Source organism: Comamonas sp. 14P8.1.4, assembly GCF_057799285.1.
In genome coordinates this window covers 16,238-31,186 of record NZ_JBYOKN010000016.1, presented here as the reverse complement: position 1 = coordinate 31,186, position 14,949 = coordinate 16,238, and the positions used below count along the sequence as shown (strand labels likewise).

General features: G+C 59.8%; 14 protein-coding genes and 1 tRNA gene. 9 read left to right on the top strand and 6 right to left on the bottom strand.

Going from position 1 to position 14,949, the window contains the following annotated elements:
- Positions 1–317: 317 nt before the first annotated feature.
- Both AC27VO_RS15700 and AC27VO_RS15695 read left to right on the top strand, forming a co-directional pair.
- On the top strand, positions 318–1,364 hold the full coding sequence (locus tag AC27VO_RS15700; RefSeq protein WP_488667650.1) for a methionine ABC transporter ATP-binding protein: 1,047 nt from the start codon (positions 318–320) through the stop codon (positions 1,362–1,364).
- A gap of 3 nt (positions 1,365–1,367) precedes the next feature.
- The gene (locus AC27VO_RS15695; protein WP_488667649.1) at positions 1,368–2,033 is read left to right on the top strand and encodes a methionine ABC transporter permease; all 666 of its coding nucleotides are present in this window, start codon (positions 1,368–1,370) and stop codon (positions 2,031–2,033) included.
- A gap of 386 nt (positions 2,034–2,419) precedes the next feature.
- Here the strand turns inward: AC27VO_RS15695 and AC27VO_RS15690 are convergent, their stop codons facing one another.
- From AC27VO_RS15690 to AC27VO_RS15675, 4 genes are all read right to left on the bottom strand, one after another.
- The gene (locus AC27VO_RS15690; RefSeq protein WP_488667648.1) at positions 2,420–3,817 is read right to left on the bottom strand and encodes an APC family permease; all 1,398 of its coding nucleotides are present in this window, start codon (positions 3,815–3,817) and stop codon (positions 2,420–2,422) included.
- A gap of 553 nt (positions 3,818–4,370) precedes the next feature.
- Entirely contained in the window at positions 4,371–5,162 is a 792-nt protein-coding gene (locus AC27VO_RS15685) for a MetQ/NlpA family ABC transporter substrate-binding protein (protein ID WP_488667647.1), read from the bottom strand.
- A 140-nt stretch (positions 5,163–5,302) separates the two neighbouring features.
- Positions 5,303–5,653: a single stranded DNA-binding domain-containing protein gene (locus AC27VO_RS15680; RefSeq protein ID WP_488667646.1), complete on the bottom strand. Its 351-nt coding sequence runs from the start codon at positions 5,651–5,653 to the stop codon at positions 5,303–5,305.
- A 97-nt stretch (positions 5,654–5,750) separates the two neighbouring features.
- Positions 5,751–5,827, bottom strand: a tRNA-Pro gene (locus AC27VO_RS15675).
- A gap of 318 nt (positions 5,828–6,145) precedes the next feature.
- On the opposite strand from AC27VO_RS15675, the gene AC27VO_RS15670 reads away from it, so the two are divergent.
- Positions 6,146–7,240, top strand: a complete 1,095-nt coding sequence (locus tag AC27VO_RS15670; protein ID WP_488667645.1) for an NAD(P)-dependent alcohol dehydrogenase — start codon at positions 6,146–6,148, stop codon at positions 7,238–7,240.
- A 63-nt stretch (positions 7,241–7,303) separates the two neighbouring features.
- Here the strand turns inward: AC27VO_RS15670 and ygfZ are convergent, their stop codons facing one another.
- Positions 7,304–8,209 carry a CAF17-like 4Fe-4S cluster assembly/insertion protein YgfZ gene (ygfZ, locus tag AC27VO_RS15665; RefSeq protein WP_488667644.1) on the bottom strand — a complete coding sequence of 302 codons (906 nt, stop codon included), beginning with the start codon at positions 8,207–8,209 and terminating at the stop codon, positions 7,304–7,306.
- 9 nt (positions 8,210–8,218) lie between these two features.
- On the opposite strand from ygfZ, the gene mltG reads away from it, so the two are divergent.
- The 6 genes from mltG (at position 8,219) to AC27VO_RS15635 (ending at position 12,945) form a co-directional block, all read left to right on the top strand.
- Positions 8,219–9,250, top strand: a complete 1,032-nt coding sequence (gene mltG / locus AC27VO_RS15660; RefSeq protein WP_488667643.1) for an endolytic transglycosylase MltG — start codon at positions 8,219–8,221, stop codon at positions 9,248–9,250.
- Between the two features lie 70 nt (positions 9,251–9,320).
- The gene (gene tmk / locus AC27VO_RS15655) at positions 9,321–9,998 is read left to right on the top strand and encodes a dTMP kinase (protein ID WP_488667642.1); all 678 of its coding nucleotides are present in this window, start codon (positions 9,321–9,323) and stop codon (positions 9,996–9,998) included.
- Positions 9,995–10,999, top strand: a complete 1,005-nt coding sequence (gene holB, locus AC27VO_RS15650; RefSeq protein WP_488667641.1) for a DNA polymerase III subunit delta' — start codon at positions 9,995–9,997, stop codon at positions 10,997–10,999. The genes tmk and holB overlap by 4 nt, the downstream gene beginning before the upstream one ends.
- A gap of 31 nt (positions 11,000–11,030) precedes the next feature.
- Entirely contained in the window at positions 11,031–11,384 is a 354-nt protein-coding gene (locus AC27VO_RS15645; protein WP_488667670.1) for a PilZ domain-containing protein, read from the top strand.
- A 77-nt stretch (positions 11,385–11,461) separates the two neighbouring features.
- Complete coding sequence (locus tag AC27VO_RS15640; protein WP_488667640.1) at positions 11,462–12,271, top strand: TatD family hydrolase; 810 nt, start codon at positions 11,462–11,464, stop codon at positions 12,269–12,271.
- Positions 12,268–12,945, top strand: coding sequence for an ankyrin repeat domain-containing protein (locus AC27VO_RS15635; protein WP_488667639.1), 678 nt, complete (start codon positions 12,268–12,270; stop codon positions 12,943–12,945). The genes AC27VO_RS15640 and AC27VO_RS15635 overlap by 4 nt, the downstream gene beginning before the upstream one ends.
- A 111-nt stretch (positions 12,946–13,056) precedes the next feature.
- Here the strand turns inward: AC27VO_RS15635 and msbA are convergent, their stop codons facing one another.
- On the bottom strand, positions 13,057–14,799 hold the full coding sequence (gene msbA, locus AC27VO_RS15630; protein ID WP_488667669.1) for a lipid A export permease/ATP-binding protein MsbA: 1,743 nt from the start codon (positions 14,797–14,799) through the stop codon (positions 13,057–13,059).
- Between the last annotated feature and the right edge of the window lie 150 nt (positions 14,800–14,949).

The window sequence follows — 14,949 nt, the reverse complement described above, 5'->3', positions numbered from 1 at the left end:
AGCGCCTGTACTTCAAGCTTTTCGTGCTGGTATGGTAAGGAAGTGCTTGAAAAGCAGGCGCTTGCTGCTCATGAATACATAGCTGCTGCACTGGCAGTCATGTGTTTTTGGCATGGTTATCGCCAGCGCAGGCGTGGCTGTGCCGCTATTTCGGGCATCATTGTGGGTTAGCCCCAGGCTCGTCGATATAACCAAAGCCTCTTATTACTTAAGTATTGCTTCTTTGGTTTATTTATATCTGCGCGTTACATTTCAACATCTTATTTTTTAAAGAGCACGTGGCCAGCCTTGGCCCGGCGCGTGCTGCAGCGAATTACATGATCGACATTCGGGATTTGTCCCTGACTTATCAAGGCTCCAAGGGGCCGGTCGAAGCGCTCAAGCACATCAACCTGCATATTGAGCAGGGGGAGATTTTCGGCATCATCGGCCGCTCTGGCGCGGGCAAAAGCTCTTTGGTGCGCTGCATCAACTTGCTCAACCGCCCCACATCGGGCCAGATGGTGGTGGACGGCCGTGACCTGATGACCCTCAGTGACGCGCAGCTGCGCGCCGCGCGCCATGAAATTGGCATGGTGTTCCAGCATTTCAACCTGCTGTCTTCGCGCACCGTGTATGACAACGCCGCACTGCCGCTGGAGCTGGCTGGCATGTCCAAGGCCGAAATTCAGCAGCGCATTGACCCGCTGCTGGAGCTGGTGGGCCTGTCGCACCTGGCGGACCGCTACCCCTCGCAAATCTCTGGCGGTCAAAAGCAGCGCGTGGGCATTGCGCGTGCGTTGGCATCCAACCCCAAGGTGCTGCTGAGCGATGAAGCCACTTCGGCGCTGGACCCCGAGACCACCCGTTCCATTCTGGACTTGCTGCGCAAGGTGAACCGCGAGCTGAAGGTGACGGTGGTGCTGATTACCCACCAGATGCAGGTCATCAAGCAGATTGCAGACCGCGTGGCCGTGATCGATGCCGGTGAAATTGCCGAAATGGGCTCGGTCATTGACGTGTTTACGCAGCCCCAGCAAAGCATCACCAAGAGCCTGATCGACGAGATCGTGCCCCAGGAGCTGCCTTCCAGCGTGCTGGACCGCGTGCGTGCCCTGGCCCAGCGTTTGCCTGAAGGGCAAAGCGGCCAGCTGCTGCGCCTGTCGTATGCGGGCGAGAGCGCGTATGAGCCCATCTTGTCGCACCTGATTCGCACCCTGGGTCTGGACCTGTCCATCCTGCACGGGCAGATCGATGAAATTCAGGAGCAAACCTTTGGCTCGCTGGCGGTGTATGCCAGCGGTGATGCAGCCAAGATTGACGCAGCCATCAGCCACTTGAAGAACAGCGGCGTGGTGGTGCAAGTGGTGGAAGTGAAGGGCTAAGCGATGTTCGAGAATTTTTCTGAAATGATGATCGAGTTGTTCATCGACTCGTTCTGGGAGACGCTGATCATGGTCGGCATCTCCGGCCTGCTGGGCGGTGTGATTGGTATTCCGCTGGGCGTGTTCCTGCGCCTGACCGACAAGGGAGGCGTGCTGCAAAACGCACCGCTGAACAATTCGGTGGGCTGGGTGGTGAATGCGGTGCGCTCCACCCCCTTCATCATCTTGCTGGTGGCCATCATTCCGTTCACGCGCCTGATCACGGGCTCGTCCATCGGCACATGGGCGGCTGTGGTGCCGTTGACCATTGCGGCTGCACCGTTCATTGCGCGCCTGGTGGAGACTTCGCTGCGCGAGGTGGACAACGGCCTGGTTGAAGCTGCGCAATCCATGGGTGCGACCACCAGCCAGATCGTCTGGAAGGTGTTGCTGCCTGAAGCGATGCCCGGCATCGTGGCGGGCCTGACGATCAGCTTTGTGAGCTTGACGGGTTACTCGGCCATGGCCGGTGCCATCGGTGGTGGCGGTCTGGGTGACTTGGGTATCCGCTATGGCTACCAGCGTTTCCTGCCCGACATCATGCTGGCGGTGGTGATCATTCTGATCTTCTTTGTGCAAGCGATTCAAAGCCTGGGTGACTGGGTGGTGCGCCGCATCAGCCACAAGTAATCCTGCACCGCGCAGATGAAGCAGCCCGCCAGGTTTCTGGCGGGCTTTTTTGTGCCTGTACGCTGGGCGCGGGCTAGGGCTGTTGTCTGCAATGTGTTGCGTGCGGGCACGGTGAGTGGTGAGGCGACTCACACGTACGAGCTTGCATGGGCAGAGGTGCAGACAGCGTTCAAGTGGGCGAGGTGAGGGTTCAGGCTGGTGCATGCATGCGCTGCAGGTGCGCTTCGCACGGATGAGTACATCCCGATGAGCATCCACTGCGGTGTTGTCTGCAGGCTTAAGAGGGGGCACTGCACAGGCAAAAAAAGACCCGGGTCAAAGCCCGGGTCAAGAATGACAGTGTGCACGGCCCACGCCGCAGATGCGGCGTGGGCAAGACGTCGGATTTACTCCTGATCGTCAGAGAAATGGTGCTGTGGTGTGGGCTTGCGGAAGCCCTTGGTCAGCCAGGCCAGGTAAATGATGCCGATGGCTGCCCAGGCGATACCGGCCTTGAGCGAGGTGTCTTCCACTTCCAGCCACAGCGCACCGATGGAGATAAAGCCCAGCAGTGGCACGACGAAGAAGTTCAGGAAGTCCTTGGGGGTCTTCAGGCGGCCATCACGGAAGCCGTAGCTGCAGATCACCGACAGGTTCACAAAGCTGAAAGCCGTCAGTGCGCCGAACGAGATCAGAGCAACCACGAATTCCAGGCTCATAAAGCCTGCAGTCAGGCAGATCACGCCCGCCAGCCAGATGTTCAGCGAAGGGGTGAAGTTCTTGGGGCTGATGTAGCCGAAGAACTTCTTGGGCAGCACGCCGTCGCGGCCCATCACGTACATCAGGCGCGAGACACCGGCGTGGGCCGAGATGCCCGAAGCCATCACGGTCACGATCGCGAACGCAAGCACCACAGACTGAAAGAACGCACCGCCGACCAGCAACAGGATTTCAGGCTGGGTTTCGTCCACCAGCTCGAAGTACTGCTCGGGGTTGCCGGGGAAGTACAGCTGCATGAAGTAGGTGGAGGCGATGAAGATCAGGCCCGAGATCAGCGCGGTCAGGAAGATGGCGCGGGGCAGGGTCTTCTTCACATCCTTGGTTTCTTCGGCCAGCGAGCTCAGCGAGTCAAAGCCGGTGAACGAGAAGCACAGGATGGTGGCGCCGGTGATCAGGGCACCAATTTCAGTGCTGGCGCTCCAGAAGGGGTTGAAGCTCCACAGCGCATCGGCACCTTGCTCGGCAATATCGCCCAGGGCGTTTTGGCCTGCGTACAGCTTGGTGTAGATGAGGTAGGTGAAGATAGCGATGACCAGAATTTGGACCACCACGATCAGGCTGTTGAAGTTGGCCACAAAGCGTGCACCACGCAGGTTCACGCCCACCATCAGTAGCGACAGACCAATGATCCAGACCCAATGGTTCACATCGGGGAAGAGTTCAGTGAGGTAGATGTTGGCCAGCAAGATGTTGACCATGGGGGACAACAAGTAATCCAGCAACGAGGACCAGCCCACCATGAAACCCGCATTGGGGTGGATGGACTTTTGCACATAGGTGTACGCAGAACCCGAGGAAGGGTGTTTGCGGATCATGTGGCCGTAGCTGATCGATGTCAGCAACACGGCGATCAACGCAATCATGTAAGACGTGGGTACGTGCTGCAGGCTGTCTCTCGACACCATGCCGAACGTATCCAGCAGCGTCATGGGCTGGATGTACGCCAGGCCGATGATGATGACTTGCCACAGGACAAGTGTCTTTTGGAGTTTGGCGACTCCATGGGAATCATGATGGGTGGTCAATTTACTTCTACCTCTTGAAAGATCAGGGAGCGGTGAACTCGGGTGGCTTCGCCTTGGGGCGATCGGGCAGCTGTGTCATATGCAGCGCGTGGTTGGAAAAACGGTGTGTGCTTCTGTCAGGCATAAAAATCGGCCTCTGTGGGCCTGTTTTCTTCGTGAAATACCGCAAGCGGCGTCGGCTTCATGCGGGCATGGAGCTGGGCAGCTGCGATGTAAAAGCCCCGCTATGAAGTGACGCATAGCGGGGCTTTTGAAATCGCTCACGCGCATGCCGCTGCGGTGGCCGGAAGGCCAGAGCGCTGGCGTGCGCGATTCGGGGCGGATTTTAGCACCTCGTGTTGCCATGTAACAGTCTCAAAAAGTCCACGGTTTGGCCACAAGGATTCTTTGTTTTCATAGCTGCAAGCGCTCGCATAACCTGGGTTCCAGGTCAATTTCTTGCTGAATGAAAGCAAGGGCAAGCGCAAGCAGCTCTCTTTTTCTGTAAAGAAAAAGCCCTTGGCGGCTGCCAAGGGCTTGCAACATATATGCCAGGGCTGGCGGATGCGCAGGACTAGAAGCCCAGCAGCACCGAGCCTTGGAATTGCTTGTCTACGAAGGCGCGGGTCGATTCCGACTGGTAGGCCTTGACCAGCTTGGAGGCCCAAGGCTGCTTCACATCGGCTTCACGCACGACCAAGAGGTTGACGTAGGGGCCATCTGCGCGCTCCAGCACAATGGCGTCCTTCTTGGGGTTCATGCCGGCGGACATGGCGAAGTTGGTGTTGATGGCCGAGGCATCCAGGTCATCCAGCGAACGGGGCAGCTGCGCGGCATCCAACTCCACAAACTTCAGCTTCTTGGGGTTCTCCACCACGTCCAGCGGTGTGGCCTTCAGGCCTGCGCTGGGCTTGAGCTTGATCAGGCCTTGCTCTTGCAGCAGCAGTAGCACGCGACCACCGTTGGTGGGGTCGTTAGGGATGCCGAACTTGGCGCCTTGCTGCAGGTCGCTGAGCTTTTTGACCTTCTTGGAATACAGGCCGATGGGGAAGTTGACGGTGTTGGCCAGCTTCACGATCTTGTAGCCGCGGTCCTTGATCTGGGCATCCAGGTAGGGGCCGTGCTGGTAGCTGTTGGCGTGCAAATCGCCTGCCACCAAAGCCGCGTTGGGCTGCACGTAGTCGCTGAACTCAATGATTTGAATTTTCAAACCATCTTTTTCGGCCACTTGCTTGACGTGCTCCATGATCTGGGCGTGAGGGCCTGCCGTGACGCCTACCTTGATGGCATCTTGGGCCTGCACGTGGAATGCGCCAGCAGCTGCAACAGCCAATGTCGCTTGAATGAATAGACGTTTGTGGAGCATCTCGAACTCTCAAAAGAATGGATACCGCACTGTAATGCGGCTTTCATATGTTTTTTGAGAATATATTTTTATTTTTATATATTTATTCATAATAAGAGTGCGGGGCGCCCTATGCGCTGCAACCCTGTGAGAGTCGTCAATTAAACGTTGTACTCGGGGACGGTGGGCTTGGGCAGCGCCATCACCCGGTAGGCCACCACGTCCAAGGCGGGGTAGCTGATGTCTTGGCGATCGGTCCAGACCTTGGGGGTGATGGGGCCAACCAAAGACACCACATCGCCTTCCAGCAGGTCGCGCAACTGGCTGCAGGGTACGGGGTCAAACGCCACCACGTTCACAAACAGGCTGCTGGGGCCGTCGCCCGTATTGGCGCGCAGGCCGCCGTCACCTACCGTAGCGCGCATGCGGGCTACCATGAAAGTCTTGCCAAAACGGTCGGTGCGCTCGCTGGGGTCGGTGGTCAAACGTCCGGTAATCAAACCTTCGATCATTTTTCTATTGCTCTTTGCTGCCTGTGCGATCAGGCTAAAAATAAAAATGAAAAACAAAAAGGGCTAACAGCGAACTGTTAGCCCTTTTCTATATCAATGGTCGGCGTGGCGGGATTCGAACTCGCGACCCCTTGCACCCCATGCAAGTGCGCTACCAGGCTGCGCTACACGCCGACAAGACCTAGATTATATGCCGAAAAAATGCTGCATCAGAAGTCGCGGCGATCTTTTCGGATTTCGGCCAACATGCCGGCCCCTGTGCTGCATGCAGCAGTTCAATGAGCCAGACAAGCCTACCATTCTAACGAACTTCTGCATGTCAGTGGGTGAGTGGGGGGAAGCTGCTGTCAGCCTGTTGAAGGGATCTTGATGGGCATCAAGTGGTGCAGGCGCGGGGCTTGGTTTTCCAGGTGCATGTTCTAGGATGGTGTGGACTGCGTTGCAAGGATGTGGCGCTGCGTTGAAACAGACAACACCGCAAGGAGAACACGTATGGGCATGATGAAAGCCGCTGCATTCTTGGGCAAAGGGCGCATTGAGATCGTTGAGAAGCCAATTCCCAATGTGGGCCCCAACGATGCACTCATTCGCATCACGACCACCACCATTTGCGGCACCGATGTGCACATTCTCAAAGGCGAATACCCCGTTGAGCAGGGTTTGACCGTGGGCCACGAGCCCGTAGGCGTGATTGAAAAACTGGGCAGTGCCGTGCAAGGCTACACCGAGGGGCAGCGTGTGATTGCCGGTGCCATTTGCCCCAACTTCAACAGCTATGCGGCGCAAGACGGCTACCCCAGTCAGGACGGGAGCTACCTGGCTGCGCGCGGCCTGTGTGGGTGTCATGGCTACAAGGCGACCGCAGGCTGGCGCTTTGGCAATCTGATTGATGGCACGCAAGCCGAGTACGTGCTGGTGCCGGATGCGCAAGCCAATCTGGCACCCATCCCTGGTGGGTTGACCGACGAACAGGTGCTGATGTGCCCGGACATCATGTCCACGGGCTTTGCCGGCGCGGAAAACGCCCACATCAAGATTGGCGATACGGTGGTGGTGTTTGCACAGGGCCCAATTGGCCTGTGCGCCACGGCGGGCGCGCGCTTGCTGGGCGCCACCACCATCATTGCGGTGGATGGCAATGACCACCGTCTGGGGATCGCCAAGCGTTTGGGGGCCGATGTGACGCTGAACTTCCGCGATGTGGATGTGGTCAGCGAAGTGCTCAAGCTCACGGGGGGCAAAGGTGCCGACAGCTCCATTGAAGCGCTGGGCACGCAGGCAACGTTTGAGCAAGCCATGAAAGTGATCAAGCCGGGGGGCACGCTCTCCAGTTTGGGGGTGTACTCCGAAGATCTGAAGATCCCGCTGTCTGCGTTTGCGGCTGGGTTGGGGGACCACACCATTCGCACTGCACTGTGCCCCGGCGGCAAGGAACGGATGCGCCGCCTGATGAACGTCATCGGGTCGAGCCGCTTGGATTTGGGTGCGTTGGTGACCCATGAACGCAAGCTCGACGATATCGTTGAGGCCTACGACCTGTTCGCCAATCAGCGCGACGGGGTGCTGAAGATTGCGATCAAGCCGTAAAGCCAGGGGCTGCGCCCACAAAAAAGCCACCGCAAGGTGGCTTTTTTTATCGGTCCGGGTCGCTCAGATGTCTTCCAGCAGCGCATAAGGCAGGGGCAGCAGCGAGAGCGGGGTGCCGCTGGCGCTGCCTGCCGTCAGCGCCTCATCGGTTGAGCTGATCTGCATGCTCACAATGGCATCCCAGCCCCCTTGGGGCGCTGGCGCCGCTTGCACCACCGTGCCTGTGGCTTGCTCGCTGTCGCTGGCGGCAAACACTTCGGTGCCCGCTTGCAGGGCCTGGTCTGCGTGCATGATGAAGGCGCGGCGCTTGAGCGTGCCGCGGAACTGGCTGCGTGCCACTACTTCCTGACCGGGGTAGCAGCCTTTTTTGAAATTCACACCACCGACCGATTCGTAATTGAGCATCTGGGGCACAAATTGCTCAAACACGGGCTGCGAGACAGTGGCAACACCGCTGGCAACCTCACTCCACAGCCATTGCTCGGCCGTTAGCGCTGCGGCTTGCGGCGCTGGAGTGCCCACGGGGGCCACCCACAGTGCGCGGGGCTGGTCGGCGGCAGGGTACAGCTGCACCAGGTGGGCATCGCCTTCGGTTTGCAGACTCCAGGGGGCTAGTTCGGGGTGCGGCACGGCGCTGCCTAGCAGGCCCAGCAATTGAAATTCCTGGCTGGCATCGGCCAGCTTGGCTTTGGCGCGCAGCACAAACATGGACAGCAGCTTGAGCGTCTGCGCCAGCAGATCGCGGCTGCAGATCAGCAAAATGTCGTTGGGCGCGCGCTTGAAGCCGATGAAGCTGGCTTGCATGCGGCCCTTGGCCGAGCAAAACGCCGCCAAGCGGGCGTGCTGCAGATCCAGCAGCGCAAAGTCGTTGGTCATCTGACCGTGCAAAAAGCTGGCAGCGTCATCGCCCTGTACGCGAATGACGCCCAGATGAGAAATGGGGGCAATGCCTTGGAGTGTCTGGGTCATGGGTGAATTATGATCCCCGATCTTTTTCATAGGATGCAAAAGGTTGTGCGACGTTTTTTGATGGTGCTGTTGTTGGGGGCTGCATTGGCCGCCATGGTCGGTGGTGCGGCCGCATGGTGGCTGGGTCAGCCACTGCAGATGTCTGCATCCAGCCTGGAGCTGGAGATTGAGCCCGGAACCTCGCCGCGTGGTGTGGCGCAGGCGGTGGTGAATGCCGGGGTGCACACCGATGCACGCTTGCTCTACTACTGGTTTCGCCTGTCCAAGCAGGATCGCCAAATCCGCGCAGGCAACTATGAGCTAACGGCGGGGACTACACCGCGCAGTCTGCTGCAAAAGCTGGTGCGCGGTGAAGAAAGCCTGCGTGCCATCACGTTTGTCGAGGGCTGGACCTTCCGCCAGATGCGCGCGCTCATCGCCAGGGATGAATTCCTCAAGCACGACACGGCTGCCATGAGCGAGGCCGACATCATGACGGCGCTGGGCAAGCCCGGTGTGGCTGCCGAAGGCATGTTCTTCCCGGATACCTATACCTATGCCAAGGGCAGCAGCGAACTGGCGGTGCTGCGCCGTGCCTTGCATGCCATGGAGCGGCGTCTGGATGAGGTGTGGGCGCAGCGGGTGGCTGATACGCCGCTCAAAAATGCCTACGAAGCGCTGATTCTGGCCAGCATCGTGGAAAAAGAAACTGGCAGCGCCAGCGACCGCGGTCAGATCGCTGGGGTGTTCAGCAATCGTTTGCGCGTGGGCATGCGCTTGCAAACCGACCCTTCGGTGATCTACGGCATGGGTGAGTCGTTTGATGGCAACATTCGCCGCAAGGATCTGCAAACAGATACCCCCTGGAACACTTATACCCGCGCAGGCTTGCCACCCACACCGATTGCGCTGCCTGGCAAGGCATCTTTGATGGCGGCCGTGCGCCCGCAGCCGACAAAGGCCTATTATTTCGTGGCGCGTGGCGATGGAAGCAGCCACTTCAGCCCCAGCCTCGATGAGCACAACCGTGCCGTCAACCGCTACATTCGTGGTGGCAACTGAGACTTCATTGACAGTGGTGCGCAGCGGATTGACCGTGCGTGCCGCTGAACCTGTACATAGAGATTCTGTTTTGAACCACACACCCGTGACTGGCCTGTTTATCAGCATTGAAGGCATTGATGGCGCCGGCAAGTCCTCGCACATTGCCGCGATGGCGCAAGCCTTTCAGGACGCAGGCCGTACCGTGACTTTGACGCGTGAGCCCGGTGGCACGCCCTTGGCTGAAAAGCTGCGCAACCTGCTGCTGCACGATGCCATGGACCCATTGACGGAGGCTCTGGTCGCTTTTGCGGCGCGCCGTGACCACCTGGTGAACGTGATTGAGCCTGCACTGGCACGTGGTAACGTGGTGGTGAGCGACCGCTTCACCGATGCGACGTTTGCCTACCAAGGCGCAGGCCGTGGCTTTGATTGGGAGCAGCTTCAAGTTTTGGAGCGCATGGCGCAGACTGGAAGCGGGCTTGATGCCCATTTGATGCGTGAACCTGATTTGACCCTCTGGTTTGATTTGCCCGCCGAAGTTGCGGCGCAGCGCTTGGCGGCCGCCCGTGTGCCGGATCGCTTTGAAGCCCAGCCGCAGGATTTTTTTGCCGCAGTGGCGGGTGGCTATGCACGCCGCTGCGCGCAGGCGCCGCAGCGCTTTGCCCGCATTGATGCCCGCCAGACCCGGGAAGCCGTGTGGCAGCAGGTGGCCAATGTGCTACAGCAGCGCGGCTACCTGCCGCCCGAGCCAGGAGCGCAGGCGTGAGCGGCGCAGGACAATTGGCCCCTTGGCTGGTGCAGCAGCGCCAGGCCTTGCTGGCCCAGCGTGGCCATGCCTGGCTGCTGCAGGGGCCGTCAGGCATGGGGCAGTTTGAGCTGGGAATGGCCATGGTGCGTGCCTGGCTGTGCGAACAGCCCACGGAGCACGGCGCCTGCGGCCAGTGCGCAAGCTGCCACAGCATCGATGTGCATGCCCATGCCGACTTGTGTGTGCTGATGCCGGAAGTCGACATGCTGGAGCGCGGCTGGCCACTGAGCGAAAAAGCCCAGAGCGACATCGACGACAAAAAGCGCAAGGCGAGCAAGGAAATCCGGGTGGACGCCATGCGTGATGCCGTGGAATTCACCCAGCGCACCAGTGCGCGCGGCAGGGGTAAGGCGGTGCTGGTGTATCCGGCAGAGCAAATGAACGCGATCACGGCCAATGCGCTGCTCAAAACGCTGGAAGAGCCGCCGGGTGATGTGCGCTTCATCCTGGCCACGGAAGCGGCTCACCAGTTGCTGCCCACCATTCGCAGCCGCTGCTTGGCGCACACCATGCAGTGGCCGCAGGCGGCAGATATGCAGCAATGGCTGCAGCAGCAGGGCCTGGCTGCCGAGGAGGCTGACGCTTGGTTGCGTGCAGCAGGCGGGCGGCCGCTCGATGCCCTGGCCATGGCGCAGGCGGGCAAGGGGCTGGATGTGTTTCAGCGCTTGCCCAAAGCGGTGGCGGCGGGTGATGTGGCCATTTTTGCCGACATGGCACCGCCTGAAGTGGTGCAATGGTTGCAAAAGCTCTGCCATGACCTGATGTGTGCGGCGCAGGGCGCTGCACCGCGTTATTTTGCGGTGCCTGATTTGCCCAAAGCACCGTCAGCCATGGTGCTGGCACGCTGGGCCAGGTCGCTGGCGCAAGAAGCACGCACGGCAGAACATCCTTTTAATGCGGGTTTGATGACAGAGGCCCTTGCGGCACAGGCACGCACGGTTCTACACTCCAAGCATTAAGCGACTCGACCAAGGTATTCGTGTGATGGATATGCAGACGCCGCCACCCCGTCCCAGTGTTTTGCAGCTGGCCCTCAAAGAAAAAGGGGCTTTGTATGCTGCCTACATTCCGTTGTTTGCCGAAGGCGGTATCTTTGTAGCGACACCCAGAGAGTTCCGCCTGGGCGATGATGTGTATGTGTTGTTGACCTTGCCGGACGACACGCAGCGCTACCCCATTGCTGGCAAAGTCGGCTGGGTCACACCGGCGGGCGCAGGCGGTCATCGCACCCAGGGCATTGGTGTGCGTTTTCCGAAAGACGAAAAATCTACGCAGCTCAAGGCCAAGATTGAGCAACTGCTGGGCGCAGCAATCGCTTCGGAGCGGCCCACGCAGACGCTGTAGGCCAACCACGGTTTTTCTTGCCATGCCGGCTGGGGGCACACCCAGGCCGGCATTGTTTTTTGTACGATCGATTTCTGATGTTTACCGATTCCCACTGCCATCTGAATTTTCCGGAGCTGTCCGCCAATCTGCCTGCCATTCAGGAGGCCATGGCGCAGGCGCAGGTCACGCGCGCCATGGTGATCTCTTGCACGATGGAAGAGTTCCCCGATGTGCACGCCCTGGCCACCCAGCACGAGAACCTGTGGTGCACCGTCGGCGTGCATCCTGATACCGAGCATATGACCGAGCCCAGCGTGCAAGATCTGGTGGAGCGTGCGGCGCTGCCGCGCGTGGTGGGCATTGGCGAGACGGGGCTGGATTACTACGGTATGGAAGACCGCAAGGGCGGTCGCACCATTGCCGATATGGAATGGCAGCGTGAGCGTTTTCGCACCCACATTCGTGCAGCCCAGCAGTGTGGCAAGCCGCTGGTGATTCACACCCGTGCGGCGCAGGAAGACACGATTCGTATCCTCCAGGAAGAGGGTGAAGACGGCAGCACGGGCAGTGCGGGCGGCGTGTTCCACTGCTTTACCGAGAGCCTGGAAGTGGCCAAGCAAGCGCTGGACCTGGGCTTTTACATCTCGTTTTCCGGCATCGTGACCTTCAAAAGCGCGCAGTACCTGCGCGATGTGGCGGCCTTTGTGCCAGCCGACCGCATCTTGATTGAGACGGACAGTCCCTATCTGGCGCCCGTGCCTTATCGTGGCAAGACAAATACGCCTGCTTATGTGCCTTTTGTGGCCCAACAAGTGGCGCAGGTGCGCGGCCTGACCGTGGAAGATGTGGCGCACTTGACCAGCACTAACTTTGACCGTTTGTTTACAGGGGTAGTGACCGGATGAAACGACGTACGCTGCTGCAATCACTGCTGGCCGCAGGGCTGAGCGGCGCGCTGCCGCTGGTGCATGCCGATGCGGCAGCGAACTGGCAAACCGCCATCATTCGCGATAACTACGTCACGGTGCGCAAGCTGTTGCAGCAGGGGATGGACCCCAATACGCCAGACGAGCACGGCCGGCCTGCATTGGCCAAGGCCATGCAGCTGGATTCGCTGCGGGTGGCGCAAGAGCTGATCAAGGCCCCGGGCGTGCGCATTGATGCGGCCAGCCCTTCCGGCGAAACCGCGCTGATGCACGCCTGCATCAAAGGCCATCTGGATGTGGTGCAGCAGTTGCTGGCCATGGATGCGCGGGTGAATCAGCCCGGCTGGACGCCGCTGCATTACGCGGCCAGCGCCGATCATGAACACAGCCTGGCCATTGCCACACTGCTGTTGGATCGCCATGCGTACATTGATGCAGAGTCGGCCAACAAAAGCACGCCCTTGATGCTGGCCGCGCAATACGGCTCGCAGGCCATGGTGCAACTGCTGCTGGATGCGGGCGCCGATGTGCAGTTGCGCAACCAGCTGGGGCTCAGCGCGGTAGATTTTGCCCAGCGTTCCGAGCGTGAGTACATGGTGCGCCTGCTGCAGACGGCGCAACAGGCCACGCGCCGCTCCAAAGGCAGCTGGTAACCCGCTGCATTCAAAAAAATAGCGCCTTGCGCTGGTATTTCTTGCACTTGCAAAGCATTGGATGCTGAAAGTGAAGATTGACCAGCGCAAGGCGCTATGTTTTTTTGAGCTTTAGTGGCTGGTGTGCGCCTGCAGGCGTGCGTACAAACCATTCAACGCCAGCAATTCGGCGTGTGTACCTTGCTCGGCAATGCGCCCGCGCTCCATCACCACCACGCGGTCCGCGTGCTCAATGGTGGACAGGCGGTGGGCAATCACCAAGGTGGTGCGCCCCTGCATCAGGGTCTGCAGCGCTTGCTGCACCAGGCGCTCGGATTCGGTGTCCAGGGCCGATGTGGCCTCATCCAGAATCAGCACGGGCGCGTTTTTGTACAAGGCGCGCGCAATCGCCAGGCGCTGGCGCTGGCCGCCAGACAGCTGGGCGGCGTTGTGGCCCACCTCGGTGTGAATCTCCTCGGGCATCTGGCGCACATGGCTGGCCAGGTTGGCCGCCTCTAGGCAGGACCACACGCGTGCTTCATCTACTTCAGCGCCTAGTGCCACATTGGCGGCGACGGTGTCGTTGAACATCACCACGTCCTGGCTGACCATGGCAAATTGCTGGCGCAGATACTGCAGATCCCAGTCCGGCAGGGCGACGCCATCCATGCGCACCTCACCCGTGGTGGGGTTGAGGAAGCGGGGCAGCAGGTTGACCAGGGTGGTCTTGCCCGCACCGGAAGGTCCCACCAGGGCGACCACATCGCCAGGGCGCACTTGTAAATTCACGCCCGCCAGTGCGGCCGCTTTGTCGTCGCCAAAGGACACGCCCACATCGCGCAACTCAATGGCACCTTGCACAGGATGGGGTTGCTGCGTGCCGCTTTGTTCGGCACTGCTGTCTTCCATCAGGGCCAGGCCACGCTCCAGTGCAGCCACACCACGGGTGATCGGGTTGGCCACATCGGCCATGCGGCGCAGGGGGGCAATCAGCATCAGCATGGCACTGATGAAGGCCACAAAGCTGCCAACGGAGACGTTCTCACTGCGGCCTTGCCACAGCGCAATGCAAATCACGGCCGACAGAGCCACGGCGGCCATCAGCTGGGTGGTGGGTGTCATGGCCGCAGAGGCGATGGTGGACTTGATGTTGAGTTTGCGCAGTTGGCGACTCAGTTCCACAAAGCGCGTGGCCTGTGCCTGTTGCGCGCCGTGCAGTCGCACCATGCGGTGGGCCAGCACGTTCTCTTCCACCACATAGGCCAGGGCATCGGTGGACTGCTGGCTGCTTTTGGTGATGCGGTACAGGCGCTTGGACAGCGTTTTCATGATCCAGCCCACCGCTGGCACGATGAAGGCCACCGCCAAGGTCAGCTGCCAGTTCAAATACAGCAGGTAACCCAGCAGGGCCACCAAGGTAAAACCATCGCGCGAAATGGCCAAGAACGCTTGCACCAGTTGCGTGGCGCCGGTTTGCACCTCGTACACCACGGTGTTGGACAAGGCACTGGCCGATTGCTTGGAAAACAGATCCATCTGCGCGACCTGCACGCGCTCGAACAAATCCTTGCGCAGGCGCAGCATGCCCTCATTGGCAATGCGCGACAGTGCGTACTGGCCGGCGAATTGGGCAACGCCGCGGATCAAGAACAAGCCAATGATGAACAGCGGCACCATCCACAGGTTCAGCGTTCCTTGGGTAAACCCACTGTCAAGCAAGGGTTGCAAGAGGGCGGGGATCAGCGGCTCGGTGATCGCTCCAATCAGGGTGGCAAATATTGCCAGGCCCCAAGCCAGGCGTTGATTGCCAAAGTAGGGTGCAACGCGTGCCAAGCGTTGGCGCAGGGTTAACTCGGTGGTGGCCGGGGCCGCCATGCGGATTTTTTTGTCGGTGTTGTGCATGTGGCTTAGGATTCTACGTGGCCGTTAACAACTCCCTGTTATACACATTGACACAGCAACAAAGCGGCCTAATGGGGAGAAGTATGTGTAACATCCTAGGGCGTACCCGGAGCATCTTCCGGC

Excerpts from the sequence above, each read along its gene's own strand:
- AC27VO_RS15635 (WP_488667639.1), top strand. The coding sequence starts at position 12,268 with ATGAAACGACGTACGCTGCTGCAATCACTGCTGGCCGCAGGGCTGAGC.
- AC27VO_RS15670 (WP_488667645.1), top strand. The coding sequence starts at position 6,146 with ATGGGCATGATGAAAGCCGCTGCATTCTTGGGCAAAGGGCGCATTGAG.
- AC27VO_RS15640 (WP_488667640.1), top strand. The coding sequence starts at position 11,462 with ATGTTTACCGATTCCCACTGCCATCTGAATTTTCCGGAGCTGTCCGCC.
- mltG (WP_488667643.1), top strand. The coding sequence starts at position 8,219 with ATGATCCCCGATCTTTTTCATAGGATGCAAAAGGTTGTGCGACGTTTT.
- AC27VO_RS15645 (WP_488667670.1), top strand. The coding sequence starts at position 11,031 with ATGCAGACGCCGCCACCCCGTCCCAGTGTTTTGCAGCTGGCCCTCAAA.
- AC27VO_RS15680 (WP_488667646.1), bottom strand. The coding sequence starts at position 5,653 with ATGATCGAAGGTTTGATTACCGGACGTTTGACCACCGACCCCAGCGAG.
- AC27VO_RS15700 (WP_488667650.1), top strand. The coding sequence starts at position 318 with ATGATCGACATTCGGGATTTGTCCCTGACTTATCAAGGCTCCAAGGGG.
- AC27VO_RS15695 (WP_488667649.1), top strand. The coding sequence starts at position 1,368 with ATGTTCGAGAATTTTTCTGAAATGATGATCGAGTTGTTCATCGACTCG.
- msbA (WP_488667669.1), bottom strand. The coding sequence starts at position 14,799 with ATGGCGGCCCCGGCCACCACCGAGTTAACCCTGCGCCAACGCTTGGCA.
- AC27VO_RS15685 (WP_488667647.1), bottom strand. The coding sequence starts at position 5,162 with ATGCTCCACAAACGTCTATTCATTCAAGCGACATTGGCTGTTGCAGCT.
- ygfZ (WP_488667644.1), bottom strand. The coding sequence starts at position 8,209 with ATGACCCAGACACTCCAAGGCATTGCCCCCATTTCTCATCTGGGCGTC.